Origin of the sequence: Komagataeibacter xylinus, from assembly GCF_004302915.1 — a bacterium.
GTDB classification, from domain to species: domain Bacteria; phylum Pseudomonadota; class Alphaproteobacteria; order Acetobacterales; family Acetobacteraceae; genus Komagataeibacter; species Komagataeibacter xylinus_C.
This window is the reverse complement of the sequence record NZ_QQBI01000001.1, coordinates 307,635-325,568: the sequence shown is the minus strand read 5'-3', so window position 1 is coordinate 325,568 and position 17,934 is coordinate 307,635. Positions and strand designations below refer to the sequence as shown.

Genomic DNA, 17,934 nt, shown 5'->3' with positions numbered 1-17,934 from the left:
ATCAGGGAATTTCCGCCACCAGTCCGTTATCGTCAACCGCCACCGGGCGCACCGTCTCGATCCGCCCCGCACCCGACACGGCGCCTTCCACCAGCCGCACGGGCGCGAATTCTTCCGAATGGCCCGCCGTGTCGGTTTCCATCAGCACGCGCAGGGTGCGCCCGCGCAGGCGTTCATGAAACGCGCGTGCCGCCTGTGCGCCTGCCGCGCGCAGCCGTGCCGCGCGCGCCTTGCGCTCGGGCACCGCAATGGCGGGCATGCGCGCCGCCGGCGTGCCGGGGCGCTCACTATAGGGAAAGACGTGCAGGTAGGGCAGGGCGTTGGTCCGCACGAATTCGAGTGTCTGTTCAAACAGCGCGTCATCCTCGGTCGGGAAGCCTGCAATAATATCCGCCCCGATGCCGATATCGGGGCGTAACGCGCGCGCCCGCGCCACGACAGCGGCCGCATCGGCGGTCAGGTGCCGGCGCTTCATGCGCTTGAGGATGATGTCGCTGCCCGCCTGCAGTGACAGGTGCAGGTAGGGCATGAAGCGTGGCTCGCCTTCGAGCAGCGTCCAGATATCCTCGTCAATCTCAACCGGATCGACCGAGGAGAGGCGCAGCCGCTCGAGTTCGGGCACGAGGGCGAGCAGCCTGCGGCACAACTGCCCCAAAAGCGGCTTGCCCGGCAGGTCGTGCCCCCATGAGGTAATATCCACACCCGTCAGCACCACCTCGCGGTAGCCCGAGCGCACAAGGGCGCGCACCTGCTCCACCACGGCCCCCACCGGCACCGAGCGCGAGGGGCCGCGGCCAAAGGGAATGATGCAGAAGGTGCAGCGGTGGTCGCAGCCCTGCTGCACCTCCACAAACGCGCGGGTGCGGCCGGCGAATTCGGTCACCAGATGCGGCGCGGTTTCACGCGCCGCCATGATGTCGGACACGGCATGGCCTTCGCCCAGCGCCATCTCGCTCCAGCTTGCCGCCTCCAGCTTCTCGCGGTTGCCCAGCACGCGGGTCACGCCGGGCAGGGCGGCCCAGCGCGCGGGGTCGATCTGGGCGGCGCAGCCGGTCACCACGATGCGGGCATCGGGGCGCTCGCGGTGGGCGCGGCGCACGGCCTGCCGGGCCTGGCGCTCGGCCTCGCCCGTGACCGCGCAGGTGTTCACGATCACCACATTGTCCAGGCCTGCTGCGTGGTTGCGCATCACCTCGCTCTCATAAGTGTTGAGGCGGCAGCCGAAGGTGAGGATTTCGGGCTTTTTCATCGTGGGTAGTCTTCAGGGTTGAAGTGGCCCGTAAAGCTGGTCACGGCAGGGCCAGTCATGAGCACATGGCCGTCCGCCTCGCGCCACGTAATGCGCAGTTCGCCACCATCCATCGCCACCGTGCAACTACGCTCCACCAGCCCGCGCCGTATGGCGTTGACCACGGCGGCGCACGCGCCCGAGCCGCAGGCGCGCGTCAGCCCGCTGCCACGCTCCCACACGCGCAGGCGCATGGCGTCCGGCGCGGTGACATGGGCAAAGCCGATATTGGCGCGCTGGGGAAAGAGCGGGTGATGCTCGAGTTCCGGGCCTGCTGTACACGGGTCCATCGCATCGGGCGTAGGCAGGAAGAAGGTGGCATGCGGGTTGCCCATCGACACCGCCGCCGGGTCGCCCGCAATGGGCAGGTGCAGCGTGTCCGTGGCCTGGGCCAGTGGCACATCTTCCCAGCCCTGTGCGGGCACGCCCATATCCACCGTGACCATGCCGGGGCGCACGATGCTGGCGGGCAGCACGCCCGCGCGGGTCTGCAGGCCGATGCTGGTGCGCCCGCTTTCACGCGCCACAAGGTCGGCAACACAGCGCGAGGCATTGCCACAGGCACCGGATTCCGAGCCATCGGCGTTGAAAAAGCGCACGAACACATCAGCACCCTCGGCACAGGCCGGGCGCAGGATGACAAACTGGTCGCAGCCGATGCCGGTATGCCGGTCGGACAGGGCGGCAATGCGGGCAGGCGTGAGGTCATGGCGCTGCGTACGCTCATCGACCACCACAAAATCATTGCCCAGCCCGTGCATTTTCAAAAAACCGGTCATCATCCGTCCTGTATAGCGGTTCGCCACCCCTTTATGCGAGCGGGATGGCACCGCCCGCGCCTGCTTGCAAGCCCGATCAGATAAAACGCCCCGGCTTTCCGCGCTGCAGCACTTCAATCCTGTAGCCATCGGGGTCGGTTATGAAGAAGAACCTTCCCACGAAGCGCTCGCCACACGACATGTCCTTCACTGCCAGCGGCGCAAGGCCCGCCTTGGTCAGCCGGGCATGCTCGGCATCGACATCGGCCACCGATACGGCAAGGTGCCCGTAGCCATCGCCCAGGTCATAAGGCTTTGTGCGGCCGTGGTTTACGGTCAGTTCCAGCTCGAAGGTCTGTTCGTCATTCGACAGGTAGATGAGGCTGAAGCTATCAAAAACAAGCCGGTCGGCCACTTTCAGGCCGAAGGCGGTTTCATAGAAGGCAAGGCTCGCGGCTTCATCAAGTACGCGGATCATGGAATGGATCATGCGGGCCATTCGGCTTTTCTCCTGTTCTCCACGGCACGGGGCGTGATACGCCCACCCCGTATCGCATTGTTACACCTGCACTGTCTGGCACATTCATGAACGACCTGCACGGGTTTCACCCGCATTCCTTCACCGTCGCCTCTCCTGAGTCCGATACGCTGTTCTATTCGCGCAGGCCCACCGGCCCCCAGCTTGACCAGGGCGCGCAGACGGCCATCACCGCGCTCTATCGCACGCTCCTGCCCGAGGATGGCAACATCCTCGACCTGATGGCAGGCCCCGACAGCCACCTGCCGCCCGACATGGAATTCGACAGCGTGATCGGCATCGGCGTCAACGCGCAGGCGCTTGATGCCAACCCCCGCCTGACCGACCGCGTGGTGGAGGACATCAACGAAACCCCCGACCTGCCGCTTGCCGATGAAAGCATGGATGCCGCACTGCTGTGCGACGTGGTGCCCTACCTGCGCCAGCCGGTGCAGGTGCTGCGCGAGGTGGCCCGCGTGCTACAGCCCGGAGGCCTGATCATCATGACTTATGGCGAGCGCTTCATACCGCAGAAGGCCACGGCGCTGTGGCAGGCGCTCGAACCTGCTGATCGCGGGCGCATGCTCGGCGTGCTGTTGCAGCGCGCGGGTTTCGGCCCGGTAGATACCGGCAGCGTGACCCCCGCGCCAGAAGACATGTTCTGGAAGGATGCGGTCATGGCGCTGACGGCCCGCCGCCCTGACATTTTGTAACATTGGCTGCCAGGGCGGCCATATTCCGCCATGATGCGCGTGGCGCAAACAGCACGGTGCGGCGGATCGCGACTTATTAAAACAAATTATCATTTACCCGGCCTGCCGGACATGTTTTGTCACATCCTGTCTTAAACCTGTTATGGGGCCTCCTGGCGATACATGCAGATTCCGTTCCTCTCCGGCAAGCCCGCCGGCCGTCTGGCCAGCCTGCTCATGCTGTGTTCCGTTCTGGTGCCCATGGCTGCTGCATGGGGCGATGAGGATCCCGAATCGCTGGATATCATGGAGCGCCAGATGGCCCACCTGCAGCAGCAGCAGCAGGCCCTGCAGAACGAACTCGCCGCCATGCACCAGCAGATCGCCCAGCACCGCGCCCGCATCGGCGGCACGTCGGCGGCAGGTGGCGGCGGCGCGGGCCACCCGCTTGAGGTCACGGGCTCGGGCGGGCATGTGCGCGGCGGCTGGGTGCCGGTGGAAGGCCATGCAACGCAGCAGGCGGCGACAGGCGAGCCGGTGGGCCGCCCCCATATCGGTGGCTATTCCGACCCCACATCGGCCCTTGGTGACCAGCCCACGGTTGAATCCGTGGTGGCGCACCGCGAGGAAGACCTGATCTCGCACATGGCCAACAACAATGTCGGCCCCCACAACCGCGAGACGGTGGGCGCGCAGTCGGCGGGTGCGCTGGGCAGCAAGGTGTTCCACCTTGGCCCGGTGGCGATCATTCTGGGTGGCTTCTTCGATGCGGCGGCGCTGGTCGAGAACCGTCAGGTGTCATCGGGCATCTTCAACTACTGGAATGCCATTCCCTTCCGCGACAGCTCGAATTACCACACCACCAACTTCAATGGCGATGCGCGGTATTCGCGCTTCTCGCTCATGGCGCGCGGGCAGCTCAACCCGCACCTGACCGTGGCGGGCTTTGTGGAAACCGATTTTGGCGCGAGTGCCGAGACCACCAACCCGTATGAAAGCAATTCCTACGTGCCCCGGCTGCGGCAGGCTTACCTGACGCTGGATGATTCACGCGCGAACACGCATTTCCTCATCGGCCAGGCCTGGACCATGCTCACGCCCGACCGCGTGGGCATCGTGCCCCGCCAAGAAAGCCTGCCCGAAACGATTGAATCCTCCATCCTCGCGGGCCAGACCTGGTCGCGGCAGTGGCAGGTGCGGCTGGTCAAGGATTTCTTCAAGCACCGCCTGTGGGCGGGCCTGTCGATCGAGAACCCGGCCACCATCTATGACACCACCGGCTTCAGTGCCGCAGGCGACAACGGGGAATACAGCCTGGCCAATGGCGGCTACGCCAAGCTCGGCTCGAACGGCGTGGGGCTGAGCAGCGCCACCACCAACTATTCCAACGAGATCGCGCCCGACGTCATCGGCAAGCTGGCATGGGACCCCTCATGGGGCCATTACGAGGTCGAGGGCGTGGTCCACTTCCCGCATGACCGCTCGGTCATCAACGGGGTGGGCGAGAACCATACCGCCATCGCCTGGGGGGCGGGTGGCTCGATGATCCTGCCGGTCATACCCCACCGGCTGGAAGTGCGGCTGGCGGGCCTGGCGGGCAAGGGCATTGGCCGCTACGGCTCGGTGCTGCTGCCTGACGCCACGCTGCGCGCCAATGGCGCGCCCGCCCTGCTGTCAAGCGCCCAGACCACGGCAGGCGTGATCGCGCATCCCAACAAGGTGATCGACGTGTACGGCTATTTCGGCATGCAGCGCTCGGGCCGCAGCTATTTTGATGAAGATGGCGGCAGCTATGGCTATGGCAATCCCAACGCCGACAACACGGGCTGCATGACCGAAGGCTCCGACCTCAACTCCGCAGCCCTTGGCGGCTGCACCGCCAATATCCGCTCGGTGGAGGAGTTCACCATCGGGGCATGGTACCGCTTCATCCACGGCCAGTACGGCACGGTGCAGGCGGGCACGCAGCTGGCCTATTCGCGGGTGCATACATGGGGGGGCATGGGCGGCGCGCCCACGACCAGCCTGAGCGAGATCTTCTTCGATTTCCGCTACCTGCCTTTCCAGTAAGGCAGGCGTGCCACGGCGGATATTGCGTCAGGCCGGGAAAAGGGGGATGGTGGCCCCGCAATCGGGAAGAACGGAAAGGCCTGCGCTCATGTCTATCAGGTTACGGCATTTGGTCCTTGCTGCGTGGCTGGGCGCTGCTGTCGCGCCGGGTGTGGCCATGGCGGAAGGCGGCCATGCCGATGCAGGCAATGAAGACCCCGGCGAGGCCTCGCAGCGCCATGCCACCATGCATCAGCTTTCCAAAAAGCCGCCGCTGCCCACCCTGCACATGGATTACAGCCAGTACCGCTTCATCCCCAAGGGCGACAGGGTCAAGGAACAGCCGGACGTGAACCGCCTGCTGTTCTGGACGCCCACCGGCGAGCCGGATGGCTATGCCGAAAAACGCGGCACCGCCGTGCTGTATTACGACCGCACCGGCAAGGCCGTGCGGGTGGATACCAACCCCTACAACCGCTAGGGGCAAAAAGAGAAGTTTTCGGGTGCTGCCGTTTTTTTAAAAAGCTTCACCAAAACTTCTGTCATTTCAAAGTATTGTTCATGAAAAAAGGGACCACCTCACGATGGTCCCTTCCTTCACGTAACGGCGTGGCTGCTCAGATGGGCATGGCCCGTTCAAACACGGCCTCAAGCGCCATGATGCCGGGCAGCGTCTTGCCTTCCAGCCATTCAAGGAAGGCGCCCCCCGCACTCGAGATGTAGGAGATATGCTTCTCCACCCCCGCATGGCGCAGGGCGGAGACCGTATCGCCACCACCTGCAATGCTCTTGAGCGCGCCCGCATCGGTCAGGCGGCCCACCTCGCGCGCGACTTCATTGGTAGCCGTATCGAACGGCAAGACCTCGAACGCGCCAAGCGGGCCGTTCCAGACCAGCGTTTTCAGCGTGGTGAGCTTTTCATTGATCAGCCTGACCGTTTCCGGCCCCACGTCGAGCGCCATGGCATCAGCCGGAATGGCATTGACCGGCACCGTGCGCGTGGGCACGCCCGCCCTGAAGTCGGTCGCGGTCACGACATCAACCGGCAGGATGATCTCGCAGTTCTTTTCCTTCGCCTTGGCCATGATGGTACGCGCGGTGTCGTGCATCTCGGCCTCCTGCAGCGAGCGGCCCACATCCACGCCCTGTGCTGCAAGGAAGGTGTTGGCCATGGCGCCGCCAATGATCAGCATGTCCACCTTTTCAAGCAGGTTGCCGATCAGGTCGAGCTTGGTCGAGATCTTGGCCCCGCCCACGATGGCGCCCACCGGGCGGGCGGGGTTTTCAAGCGCTATGTTGAGCGCGTTGAGTTCCGTCTCCATGAGGCGGCCTGCAAAGGAGGGCAGCAGCCGGGCCACGCCCTCGGTCGAGGCATGGGCGCGGTGGGCGGCGGAGAACGCATCATTGACGTAATAGTCGGCCAATGCTGCGAATTCCTTGGCCAGCGCCGGGTCGTTCTGTTCCTCGCCGGGGTAGAAGCGGGTGTTTTCCAGCACCACCACGTCGCCATCCTGCATGGCGTCCACGGCCTGCTGCACCTTGGGGCCGGTGCAGTCATCGACAAAGGTGACCGGCCGGCCCAGCGCATCGCCCAGCGCATCGGCAATGGGGCCAAGCGACATTTCAGGCACCGGTTTGCCCTTGGGGCGGTCGAAGTGACTGACAACAATCACCTTCGCCCCCTTCTGGGCCAGTTCCTGAATGGTGGGCAGCAGGCGCAGGATGCGCGTGGCGTCCGTGATCTGGGCGTTGCGCACCGGCACGTTCAGATCAGCGCGCAGGAGAACCTTCTTGCCCGTGGCATCAAGGTCATCCAGCGTCTTGAAGCTTGCCGCGCCCATTACAGTGCCCCGAATACGGCAGCCGTGTCGGCCATGCGGTTGGAGAAGCCCCACTCATTGTCGTACCAGCTGCAGATGCGCACCAGCTTGCCGCCATCGATCACCGCCGTCTGGGTGGCATCGAAGGTGGAGGAGGCGGGCGAGTGGTTGAAGTCGGTGCTGACCAGCGGCGCGGTGTTGTAGGCAAGGATGCCCTTGAGCGGGCCCGACTCGGAGGCTTTCAGCAGCGCTGCATTCACTTCCTCGACGGAGGCCGGGGCCTTTTTGGGCACGAAGTCGAGCGAGACGAGCGACACGTTGGGGGTCGGCACGCGGATGGCGGTGCCATCGAGCCTGCCCTTGAGGTGCGGCAGCACCAGCCCCACGGCGCGCGCGGCCCCGGTCGAGGTCGGGATCATGTTCAGCGCGGCGCCACGTGCGCGGCGCAGGTCCTTGTGCAGCGTGTCCACCGTGCGCTGGTCGCCGGTATAGGAATGAATGGTGACCATGTAGCCACATTCGATGCCGAACGTGTCATCCAGCACCTTGGCCACCGGGGCGAGGCAGTTGGTGGTGCATGACGCGTTCGAGATGACGGTCATGTCAGGCGTCAGCACGTCCTGGTTCACGCCGTACACGATGGTGGCGTCCACGCCTGATGCCGGGGCGGACACGATCACCTTGCGCGCACCTGCCGTAATGAGCTGGGCGGCCTTTTCCTTGTCGGTAAAGCGGCCGGTGCATTCCAGCGCCACGTCCACGCCCTTGAAGGGCACCCTGGTGGGGTCGGCCTCGGCCGAGACGGTGATGGGGGCATAGGTGCGGCCATTGGCCGTGATGATGATCTGGTTGCCCTCGACCTTCACATCGGCGGGGAAGCGCCCGTGCACGCTGTCATAGGACAGCAGGTGCGCGTTGTCGGCCACGCTGCCAAGGTCATTGATCGCGACCGGCACCACGTCGGTGCGCCCGCTTTCAATGATGCCGCGCAGCACGAGGCGACCAATGCGGCCAAAACCGTTTATTGCGACTTTAACAGCCATGTTCTTATTATCTCCGTAAGGGTCAGACATGTTCACATGCTGGCATCAAGCGATGCCAGCCCGGGTGGTGGAGGCGCGCCGTTTCCTCCCACGGTTTCCATCGCGGTTCCGGCATGGGCGTGGAGCAGCCGCATGGCGTCGCGGCAGATCCGCTCCGGCGTGATGTCGGCCAGACTGTCGGGCGCATCGGGCATGGGGGTGGCCCCGAACCCGTCAATCCCCACGAACAGCCCGTCCGGCCCAAGCCAGCGATCCCATCCAAAACCCGATGCGGCCTCGATTCCGATCCGGGGCGCTGTTCCCAGCACGGCAGCACGATACGTCATTTTTTGGGCGGCGAACAGTTCCCAGCACGGAAGTGATACAACCGCCGCCCCGATGCCCGCCGCGCGCAGCAGCGCGCGCGCGCCCAGCGCCACGATGGCCTCATGCCCCGTGGCCACCAGCGTGACCTGCCGCGGGCCTTCGGCCTCGGCCAGCACGTAGCCGCCGCGCGCGCACAGGTTAGTCAGGCCGTGCTGTTCGCGCTCGGGCACGGTGGCGGCAATCGAGGGGGCGGATTCCAGCACCAGCAGGCTCGGCCCGGTCGTGCGCCGCAGCGCCAGTTCCATGCATTCCATGGTCTCGCGGTGGTCGGCGGGGCGGAACAGCGCCATGTTGGGCATGGCGCGCAGGCTGGCCAGCTGCTCGACGGGCCGCCAGCCGCCCGCGTTCGTGCCGCGCGGCAGGTCGTCATCGCTGAGCAGGTAGATCACCTGCTGGCCGGTCATGGCGGCGTAGCGCAGGGCGGGGCGCATGCGGTCCACCGCGATGATGGTGGTGGCGCCAAAGGCCAGCAGGCCGCCATGCAGCGCAATGCCGTTGAGCAGAGCGGCCATGCCATGCACCTGCGTGCCGCAGGAAAGATCGGGCTCGCCACTGCTGCGCCGCAGGGCGGAGAAATCGGGCATCATGCCCTGGCGCGAGCGCAGGCAGGTCAGTTCGGGCAGCAGTTCATGCAGGGTTTCGAGCCCGCGCTGCGCCGAGAAGGCGGGCGAGGCGCGGGCCAGCAGCGCGCTGTGCTCGCGCCATGAACGCTGCCAGTCAGGCTGCCAGAAGGCGGGGCGCTGGTTGCGCGCCATGCGTTCGAACTCGGCTTTCTGCCGGTCCTTGAACAGGCGGCGCAGCCATGAGCGCCGTGCGCTCGCCCCCCGGCGCGCGGCCCCGGCCCACAGGCCCGGATCATCGGCAAATGGCGGTGGCGGGTCGGTTTCGGGCGGGGCGATGCATGCAATCAGGCAGGGCTTATGCGTGCGCTGGGCGGAGGCGATGACGCTTGCGATCTGTTCGGTATTGCCTGCATCGACCTTGCGCACCGACCAGCCCGATGCGCTGTAGCGCGGCAGGATGGTGTCCACCTCCTCGCGCTCGGTGCTCCACAGGCCCACCACCAGGGTCACGCGGTCAAGGCCGAGCTGGCCGGCCAGGGCGGCGCTTTCCAGCGCCACGCCGGTGGAAAGCTCGCTCCAGCACCCCAGCGCCCATATGCGGTGGTTGACCACCGAGCGGCCAAAGCGGGCGGCCAGCTTCTGCTCGGCCAGCGCCATGCCGATCGCGGCCCCCAGTCCCTGCCCGTTGGGGCCGCAGGCCTGCCGGTCGGTCGCGGCGGGCAGGCCGGGGCGCGAGACCTGCCCCGACAGTTCGGCCATGATGCGCGGCAGCACCCGGTAGCGGGGCGAGGAGATGACCAGGCGGTCACGATCCGGCCAGTCGGGGCTGGCCGGGTCGAAGCGCAGGAAGCGACTCCACAGCACCGCGCACAGCCCGGCCATGACCCGGGCGTGCGGGGCATGCCGCCGGTCGGTTTCATGCACGCCGATGGCATGGCGGATCGCCGTCGCCAGCCGCTCGGGCATGGCAGGGGCTGCTGGTGGCGGGGCAGGCGAGAGTGCGAGGGCTTCCTGGTCTTCGGGCATGCGGCATCGTCCATGGGGCGGGGGATGATCGGTCGGAGCCGGTGGGGTACTGTTACTGCGCCCCGTGCGCTGCGGCAACATTGCTGCACGCGCCCCTATGCCCGGCGGGGCGGATACTGTATCGGTAGCGGGTCATGCCCCGTCCGTCTCCCCGCTTTGCCCGCCGTGCCATTATCGTGGCGGCCCTGTGCCTGCCAGCCATGGGCGGATGCCGGCTGGTCAGCCAGAAAACCTTCAACCGCCACGCAGGCGACCCGCCACAGCTGCCCGCCGTGCCGGTGCCCAGGGTGGCGGCCATCACCACGCCGCCGCTTGTCACCATCGTGGCGGGTACGCCGCCCGCGCAGTGGCAGCCCGCGGTCAGGGCCGCCGTGGCCGATGCGCTCTCGCGCAAGCCCAACGCGCTGTTCACCATCGTGGTCAACGTGCCGGTGGGGAGCGCCAGCGGCCTGCCGGACATGAAGGCGGCGGTGGACACGGATGGCCAGCCGGTGCTCCAGGCGGTGATGGACGCGGGCGCGGGCGTGGCCCAGACCGAGATGGACGCCCGGGGCGTGCCCGCCGGCAGCGCAACGCAGGTCTGCATTTACGTCGAGTAGTTCAATGCGGTTTTGCAATTTCCGCCCCCGTCATGCCATAAAGGCCCCGTTGCCGGTGGTTAACCGCCAGCCCTGGCGCCAGTAAGGGGCGGTTGCATCCCCCCGGCCCAGGGCCACCCCGCACGGTGGGCGTAATGAATGAAGGCCCCGTAAACACGATCGGGGTATGCCATGGAGAAAACCAGCAGTGTCCAGTAATCATGTGGATGGGCATCCGTTTTTCCGGTTCTGCCAGACGGCGCTGGCCGATATCCGCGCCCAGGGGCGATACCGGCAGTTTACGCCCCTGTCACGGCTGGCCGACCGTTACCCGTTATACGAGCAGCCCGAGACCGCGCCCACGCCGTCCACCCCCGCCTGCCCCGAAGACCGGGAGGTCGTGGTCTGGTCCTCCAATGATTATCTGGGCATGGGGGTCGAGCCCGTCGTGGTCGAGGCCGCGATCCGTGCCATTCATGAGCATGGCGCGGGCGCGGGCGGTACGCGCAACATCGCGGGCACGAGCCCGGTGCACACCGCGCTGGAGGCGGAGCTGGCCGACCTGCATGGCAAGGAAGCAGGGCTGCTGTTCGGCTCGGGCTATGTCTCGAACCAGGCATCGCTCCAGACCATCCTGACAAGCATGCCCGGCTGGATCTGCTTTTCCGACCGGCTGAACCATGCCTCCATGATTGCGGGCATCAAGGGCGCGCGCGGGTCGAGCACGGTCATTTTCGAGCATAACGACCTGGCCGACCTTGAGGCCAAGCTGGCCGCGGCGCCGAAGGATGCGCCCAAGCTGATCGCCTTCGAGAGCGTGTACTCGATGGATGGTGACATAGCCGACATCGCGGGCACGTGCGCGCTGGCGCGTAAATACGGCGCCATGACCTACCTTGATGAAGTGCATGCCGTGGGCCTGTATGGCGCGCAGGGCGGCGGCGTGTCGCAGCGCGATGCCGTGGCCGATCAGGTTGACATCATCGAGGGCACGCTGGCCAAGGGCTTTGGCGTGCATGGCGGCTACATCACCGCCTCGAGCAATATTGTCGAATATCTGCGCCTGAGCGCCTCTGGCTTCATCTTCACCACCGCGCTGCCGCCTGCGGTCGTGGCGGCGGCGCTGGCCAGCGTGAAGCAGGTGCGCAAGGATAACTGGCGGCGCGAGCGCATTTTCGAGCGTGTCGATACCTTCCGCGCCAAGCTCAGGGCGGCGGGCATTCCATTCAACATGACGCCGAGCCATATCGTGCCCATCCCCGTGGGCGATGCCCGGCGCTGCCGCGAACTGAGCGACCGGCTGCTCAATGATTACGGCATGTACACCACCCCCATCAACTACCCGACCGTGCCGCGGGGCACCGAGCGCCTGCGCCTCACGCCGGGGCCGCGCCATACGGATGCGATGATGGACGAGATGGTGGCGGCCCTTGGCCACCTGCTGCGGGTCAATGACCTGGCCGATGCCACTGCCGTGGCCATGGCCTGAGGCAACGCCCTGAAACAGGAAAAAGTTTCTGGCGAAGCTTTTTTTAAAAAAGAACGCCGCCTTGTTGAAAAAAGGCGGCGCCCCGAAACTTCTATTCTTCCTTAATGGTTCTGCGCGATGGCCTTTTTCAGGTCATCGTAGCTGACGGCGCCGGGAATGATCTGGCGGGCATTGAACACGAAGGTGGGCGTGCCATCGAGCCCGATCGCGCGCGCGAGTTCCATGTTGGCCTGCAGGATGGACGTGACCTTCGCGCCATTCATGTCACTGACCAGCCGGGTGGCATCCAGCCCCGCCTGGGTGGCCAGCGTGCGCATGCGCTCCACCGTGGGCTGCACGGAATCATTCATCACCACGCTTTGCATGCGGAAATAGGCCGCCTGGCCACCCTGCACGAAGGCCGCCACGAGCGCCTGCGATGCAATCAGGCTGGGCTGGCCGAGCACGGGAATGACCTTTTCGATAATCCGCAGGTCCCTGTTCTCGCGCGTCAGGCGGTCGAGATCGGGCAGCACCTTGCGGCAGTAGGGGCAGCGGGGATCATAGAATTCGACAACGGTGGTCTGGCCGGAGGCATTGCCGAGCACGCCATCGGTAGCAGTGGGCGTGGTCAGGTCGGCGCGGTGGCTTTCCAGCGCGGAGCGGGCCGCGTTCTGCTGGGCGGCGTTGGCGCTGGTGCGCAGGGCGGCAATGGCGTCTGACAGGATGGTGGGGTCGGTTTTCAGCGCGTTGCGCATGATCTCGACAATTTCCTGCCGCTGGGCGGGGGTGAAGCTGGCCTGTGCCTCCGCAGCCCTGCCCGCGCCCGCCGTGGCAGCCAGCATTGCCCCCGTGGCGAGCAGGGTGGGCAGCAGGCGTGGCCGGTTGTGGCGGGGCGAAAGAAAAGTCACGGGTTTGCTCCGTTGTCATGTCGCGATAGGGTGGTGTGTAAAGGATCGGGTAGCGGAAAGGAATGGGCCATGGGGTCGCACGGGCGCCATGCCTGTTGCCGATGGCCCGGAACGCCGCTAAGTCGTGAAGGCCCGGCCTACGATCGCGCGGTCGTTACGAGCCGTTCAACGGAATGAAGCCGACCTGCCCATTGGAGAAGCGTTGCGTGCCTGAGCATTCGTCGATCACCCCTGTCGCCCGTCGGTCCATGCGTACGGCGCTGTGTGCGGTTCTGGCCCTTTCGGTTACGGGCTGCGCGTTCAAGAACTATTCGCCGGTCAGGATCGTTTCCAGCATGTTTGGTCCCTCGCCGGGGCAGTTGATCGGCACCGTCTCCTCCGATGAGCCGCAGGCCACCCTTGTGGGGCGTGACATCCTGCAGCGCGGCGGCAACGCGGCGGATGCGGCCACGGCCATGGGGCTGGCCCTGGCCGTGACCCTGCCTTCGCGTGCCTCGCTCGGTGCGGGCGGGGCGTGCCTTGCCTACCGTCCGGGTGACCAGAACGGGGGCCGCGCCTTCATGTTCCTGCCCGTGGCGGGCGTGACCGACGGGGCGGGCATGCCGCATGCCGATCGCCCGGCGGCGGTGCCCATGCTGGCGCGCGGGCTTTACCTGATGCACCTGCAATATGGCTCGGCTGCGTTTTCCGAGATGGTGCCGGGCGCGATCGCACTTGCGGCCAATGGCATCAATGTGAGCCGCCAGCTTGCCACCGATCTTGCCGCAGTCCAGGTGCCGCTGCTGGCTGATGCGGGCGTGCGCGCGGTGTTCGCCCGCTCGGATGGCAAGGCGCTGGCCGAGGGCGATGCGCTGGTGCAGACCCATCTTTCAGGCGCGCTGGACCAGATCCGCAGCATGGGCGTGGGCGATCTTTATAATGGCGCGCTGGGCCAGTCCTTCGTGGCGGGCAGCCAGAAGGCGGGCGGTGGCCTGACCATGGCCGACATGCGCGGGGCCATTCCGTTTGAGCGGCTGCCGCTCTCCGTCAGCAGTGGCGAGACGCAGGTCAGCTTCCTGCCGCCGCCTGCCGATGGCGGGCTGGGGGCCGCGGTGGCGTTCCGCGCGGCCTCCTCGTCCGATGCGGCAACGCGCGCGCAGGCCAGTGTTGCGGGCTGGCGGGCACAGAATGGCAGCCATGCCAGTGGCACGGGGGATGACCTGACCGCCCGCGCGCAGGCCTTTGTCAATGCAGGCGGGGCAGGCGGCGGGGGCCTGCCTTCGCTCCCGGCGTCCACCTCGTTCACCGTGGTTGACCACGGGGGCATGGCGGTGGCGTGCAGCCTGAGCATGGACAACCTGTTTGGCACCGGGCGCATGGCGGGCAATACCGGCATCGTGCTGGGCGCCTCGCCCGCGCGCCTGCCGCAGCCGCTTTATGCCGCCGCCATTGCCAGCCAGGGCCGCGCCTTCCGCGCGGTGGTGGCAGGGTCGGGCCAGAACGACGCGGCGGCGGCCACCGGCATTGCCATGCGCCAGCTCCTTGCAGGCCAGACACCCGATGCCCATCCTGTAACCGCGCAGGGGCGCGTCAACGCCATATCCTGCCCGCGCGGCCTGCCGGGTGATGGCGCAACCTGCACCGCCGTGACCGACCCGCGTGGTGCGGGGCTGGCCATGGGGCCGCGCTAAACGGCGGTTATTGCGCGGCGGGCCATCATTATCGGGGCAGGAAAGGAACAGGGCCATTGTAAATGATCCTGTTTTGTTCCATATTGCAGGACATGACCCGCCCCTGTTCCGGGCTGGCGTGGCAGGGCAGGGTGCCCGTTATAAGGTTTCATTCCACAAGAAGCAGGTAGGCAGGCAATGGCACAGGCTCCGGGTATAGATAAAAGCAAGGCCCTGGAAGGGGCATTGAGCCAGATCGAGCGCGCGTTCGGCAAGGGCTCGATCATGCGCATGGGCGAGCGCCCGTCCGAGCAGGTGGATGTGATTTCCACCGGCTCGCTCGGCCTCGACATAGCACTTGGCATTGGCGGCCTGCCGCGCGGGCGCATTGTCGAGATTTATGGCCCCGAAAGCTCGGGCAAGACCACCATGGCGCTGCATGCCATTGCTGAGGCGCAGCGCAAGGGCGGCACCTGTGCCTTCATCGATGCCGAGCACGCGCTTGACCCCGGCTATGCCCGCAAGCTGGGCGTGGATGTGGACAACCTGCTGATCAGCCAGCCCGATGCAGGCGAGCAGGCGCTCGAGATTGCCGACACGCTGGTGCGCTCGGGCGCGATTGACGTGCTGGTGGTCGATAGCGTGGCGGCCCTTGTGCCGCGCGCCGAGCTTGAGGGCGACATGGGCGACAGCCATGTGGGCCTGCATGCCCGGCTGATGAGCCAGGCGCTGCGCAAGCTGACCGGCTCGGTCTCGCGCTCGAACACCATGCTGATCTTCCTCAACCAGATCCGCCTCAAGATTGGCGTGATGTTCGGCAGCCCCGAGACGACGACAGGTGGCAACGCGCTGAAGTTCTATGCCTCCGTGCGCATGGACATCCGCCGCATCGGCTCGATCAAGGACAAGGACGAGGTGACGGGCAACCAGACCCGCGTCAAGGTGGTCAAGAACAAGATGGCGCCCCCCTTCCGCCAGGTCGAGTTCGACATCATGTATGGCGAAGGCATCAGCAAGGTGGGTGAACTGATCGACCTTGGCGTCAAGGCGGGCATTGTTGAAAAGTCTGGCGCCTGGTTCTCATGCGACAGCCAGCGCATTGGCCAGGGGCGTGAAAACGCCAAGCAGTTCCTGCGCGACCACCCCGAAATGGCCGCCGATATCGAGCGCCGCGTGCGTGAGCAGGCCGGTGTGGTGGCCGAGGCCATGCTGGTCGGCCCCGATGAGGAGGGGGCTGACTGATTGCCCTTGGCCTGTTCCATTGTAACAGGCTATCGTCCCTGCGCCCTGGCGTGGCCTGTGCCACGACGGGGGCAGGGCCTGAAAAGCGGGGGTAAGGGCAGCCGGAATGAGACCACGTCTTGCAATGATCGGATTGCTGGCCTGCCTTGCCGCCTGTAGCGGCGGGCATGACGACAATAATGATCCGGCCGATGTGGATGAAGCCCCCCGCCCGCTCGGGCGCAGCGCGTGGGAGGGGCACCACGCCACGCATGCAGACAATGCCCTGCGCCCGCTCTCGCACCACCTGCCCAAGCTGCCCAGCCCCAATGAGGAGGGTGCTACCGAGGAATATCATACGCCGCCTGATGCGGCGGCGATGCAGATGATCTCATCGGGCTACGACCCCAACCAGGCTGGCGATGATAGTCCGTCTGACAGTGACGATGGCAAGCATTTCGTCGTGCCTGACACGCAGGTCAGCTACGGCAGGCAGGGCAAGTAGAAGCTATACCCCTACAGCACAAGCACTGCGCGGATGTCGTTCACATTGGTCAGCGTGGGGCCGGTCATGACCAGATCGCCCATCTGCCTGAACACGGTGTAGCTGTCATGCGCGCGCAGGGCGGCACGCGGGTCGCAGCCCACTTTTTCAGCGCGGGCCAGCGTATCGGGGGTGATGATGGCGCCTGCGGCATCCTCGGTGCCATCAATGCCATCGCTGTCCGCCGCAATGGCCCAGATGCCTTTCTGCCCCTGCAGGGCGCAGGCCATGGAGAGCAGGAACTCGGTATTGCGCCCGCCCCGCCCCGGCGCGGGACCGGCCGGGTTGATGCTCACCGTCGTCTCGCCGCCTGAAAGCAGCACGGCGGGCCCCGCCACGGGTAGGCCGTGCAGGCGGGCCGACAGGGCGATGCCGGCCATGAGCGTGCCGGCGTCGCGGCTTTCGCCCTCCAGCGCATCCCCCAGAATGAGTGGCGTCAGGCCGCATGCGCGTGCCGTGCTGGCGGCTGCCTGCAGCGCCATAAGCGGCGTTGCGATCAGCGTGACCTGGTTGGCGGGGGAAGGTGGCATCGGCCCGGCATCATGTTCGAGTACCTTCCGCGCTGCCTCGGGCAGGGCAATGCCGTAATGGGCAATGATGGCGCGGGCATCGGCGGGGGTGGTGGGGTCCGCCACCGTGGGGCCGCTGGCGATGGTCAGCAGGTCATCGCCCGGCACGTCGCTTATGGCCAGTGTCACGACCCGGGCGGGGCAGGCGGCTGCGGCCAGCCCCCCGCCCTTGATGGCCGAGAGATGGCGGCGCACCACATTCATGTCACGTATGCTGGCCCCGCTATGCAGCAGGGCGCGGTTGATCGTGCGCAGGTCATCCAGCGTCACGCCCGGTTTGGGCAGTTCCAGCAATGCTGATCCGCCGCCGGAAATCAGGGCGATGACCAGGTCATCATGCCCCAGGCCGGCGACTTCCGCCATCATGATGCGGCCTGCGGCCACGCTGCGGTCGTCGGGCACGGGGTGGGCGGCCTCAAGCACGCGGATGCGCCGTGTGGGGGCAGCGTGCCCGTCGCGCGTGACCACGCAGCCGCTCATCGCCACATCCGGCCAGGCGCGTTCAAGGGCAGCCGCCATGCTTGCCGCCGCCTTGCCCGCGCCCACCACCACGCACCGGCCCTTCGGCCTGGGGGGCAGGTAGCGCGCCAGCACCTGATCGGGCAGGGCGCTGTGGATGGCGGCATCAAGAATGCGGCGCAGGGTGGCGCGGGCATGCGTGTCCGTCCAGTCCGCGGGCGTGCTCTGCCGGGGGGCGGCTGAAAACGGGTGGATGGTCGGATCGTTCATGACGCTATCCCTGTCATTGGCGTGGCGTGGCGCGGGGGCCGCCACGGGGGTAGACGGCCCGCCCGCGGGCTGGGGTGCCCGGGCAGGACACCATGGGGTCCATACCATCGGGGCAGCATGGCGCGGTGTGTCACAATTGTCAC

Annotated in this window: 16 protein-coding genes; 8 read left to right on the top strand and 8 right to left on the bottom strand. The window is 66.5% G+C overall.

Annotated features, from left to right (window positions below):
* Position 1 precedes the first annotated feature (1 nt).
* The 3 genes from mtaB to DV027_RS01450 form a co-directional block, all read right to left on the bottom strand.
* On the bottom strand, positions 2-1,249 hold the full coding sequence (gene mtaB / locus DV027_RS01460; protein WP_130730180.1) for a tRNA (N(6)-L-threonylcarbamoyladenosine(37)-C(2))-methylthiotransferase MtaB: 1,248 nt from the start codon (positions 1,247-1,249) through the stop codon (positions 2-4).
* Positions 1,246-2,070 carry a diaminopimelate epimerase gene (gene dapF, locus DV027_RS01455; RefSeq protein ID WP_130730179.1) on the bottom strand — a complete coding sequence of 275 codons (825 nt, stop codon included), beginning with the start codon at positions 2,068-2,070 and terminating at the stop codon, positions 1,246-1,248. The genes mtaB and dapF overlap by 4 nt, the downstream gene beginning before the upstream one ends.
* A 73-nt stretch (positions 2,071-2,143) precedes the next feature.
* Positions 2,144-2,545 carry a VOC family protein gene (locus DV027_RS01450; RefSeq protein WP_130730178.1) on the bottom strand — a complete coding sequence of 134 codons (402 nt, stop codon included), beginning with the start codon at positions 2,543-2,545 and terminating at the stop codon, positions 2,144-2,146.
* Positions 2,546-2,631: 86 nt separating this feature from the next.
* Here DV027_RS01450 and DV027_RS01445 point away from each other — a divergent pair, with 86 nt between their 5' ends.
* From DV027_RS01445 to DV027_RS01435, 3 genes are all read left to right on the top strand, one after another.
* Positions 2,632-3,276 carry a class I SAM-dependent methyltransferase gene (locus DV027_RS01445; RefSeq protein WP_130730177.1) on the top strand — a complete coding sequence of 215 codons (645 nt, stop codon included), beginning with the start codon at positions 2,632-2,634 and terminating at the stop codon, positions 3,274-3,276.
* Between the two features lie 162 nt (positions 3,277-3,438).
* Complete coding sequence (locus DV027_RS01440) at positions 3,439-5,325, top strand: hypothetical protein (protein WP_130730176.1); 1,887 nt, start codon at positions 3,439-3,441, stop codon at positions 5,323-5,325.
* A gap of 157 nt (positions 5,326-5,482) precedes the next feature.
* Positions 5,483-5,785, top strand: coding sequence for a hypothetical protein (locus DV027_RS01435; RefSeq protein ID WP_130730258.1), 303 nt, complete (start codon positions 5,483-5,485; stop codon positions 5,783-5,785).
* 136 nt (positions 5,786-5,921) lie between these two features.
* Here DV027_RS01435 and DV027_RS01430 read toward each other — a convergent pair whose 3' ends face one another.
* From DV027_RS01430 to DV027_RS01420, 3 genes are read right to left on the bottom strand one after another with little or no spacing between them, the layout of a single operon-like run.
* Positions 5,922-7,145 (bottom strand): phosphoglycerate kinase, encoded by a 1,224-nt coding sequence (locus DV027_RS01430; protein WP_130730175.1) that lies wholly within the window; start codon positions 7,143-7,145, stop codon positions 5,922-5,924.
* Positions 7,145-8,167: a type I glyceraldehyde-3-phosphate dehydrogenase gene (gap, locus tag DV027_RS01425; protein ID WP_130730174.1), complete on the bottom strand. Its 1,023-nt coding sequence runs from the start codon at positions 8,165-8,167 to the stop codon at positions 7,145-7,147. The genes DV027_RS01430 and gap overlap by 1 nt, the downstream gene beginning before the upstream one ends.
* Before the next feature lie 32 nt (positions 8,168-8,199).
* Positions 8,200-10,122, bottom strand: a complete 1,923-nt coding sequence (locus DV027_RS01420; protein ID WP_130730173.1) for a transketolase-like TK C-terminal-containing protein — start codon at positions 10,120-10,122, stop codon at positions 8,200-8,202.
* Between the two features lie 134 nt (positions 10,123-10,256).
* Between DV027_RS01420 and DV027_RS01415 the strand changes: the two genes are divergently transcribed.
* The gene (locus DV027_RS01415; RefSeq protein WP_130730172.1) at positions 10,257-10,721 is read left to right on the top strand and encodes a hypothetical protein; all 465 of its coding nucleotides are present in this window, start codon (positions 10,257-10,259) and stop codon (positions 10,719-10,721) included.
* 166 nt (positions 10,722-10,887) lie between these two features.
* Complete coding sequence (hemA, locus tag DV027_RS01410) at positions 10,888-12,189, top strand: 5-aminolevulinate synthase (RefSeq protein ID WP_130730171.1); 1,302 nt, start codon at positions 10,888-10,890, stop codon at positions 12,187-12,189.
* A 101-nt stretch (positions 12,190-12,290) separates the two neighbouring features.
* On the opposite strand, the gene DV027_RS01405 is transcribed toward hemA, so the two are convergent.
* The gene (locus DV027_RS01405; RefSeq protein WP_130730170.1) at positions 12,291-13,079 is read right to left on the bottom strand and encodes a DsbA family protein; all 789 of its coding nucleotides are present in this window, start codon (positions 13,077-13,079) and stop codon (positions 12,291-12,293) included.
* Between the two features lie 248 nt (positions 13,080-13,327).
* On the opposite strand from DV027_RS01405, the gene DV027_RS01400 reads away from it, so the two are divergent.
* The 3 genes from DV027_RS01400 to DV027_RS01390 all read left to right on the top strand — a co-directional run bounded on the left by DV027_RS01400 (position 13,328) and on the right by DV027_RS01390 (position 16,454).
* On the top strand, positions 13,328-14,749 hold the full coding sequence (locus DV027_RS01400) for a gamma-glutamyltransferase (protein WP_130730257.1): 1,422 nt from the start codon (positions 13,328-13,330) through the stop codon (positions 14,747-14,749).
* 177 nt (positions 14,750-14,926) lie between these two features.
* On the top strand, positions 14,927-15,970 hold the full coding sequence (gene recA, locus DV027_RS01395; protein WP_078526443.1) for a recombinase RecA: 1,044 nt from the start codon (positions 14,927-14,929) through the stop codon (positions 15,968-15,970).
* Positions 15,971-16,076: 106 nt separating this feature from the next.
* Positions 16,077-16,454 (top strand): hypothetical protein, encoded by a 378-nt coding sequence (locus tag DV027_RS01390; RefSeq protein WP_242621680.1) that lies wholly within the window; start codon positions 16,077-16,079, stop codon positions 16,452-16,454.
* Positions 16,455-16,465: 11 nt separating this feature from the next.
* Here DV027_RS01390 and DV027_RS01385 read toward each other — a convergent pair whose 3' ends face one another.
* Entirely contained in the window at positions 16,466-17,791 is a 1,326-nt protein-coding gene (locus DV027_RS01385; protein ID WP_130730169.1) for a glycerate kinase type-2 family protein, read from the bottom strand.
* Positions 17,792-17,934 lie beyond the last annotated feature (143 nt).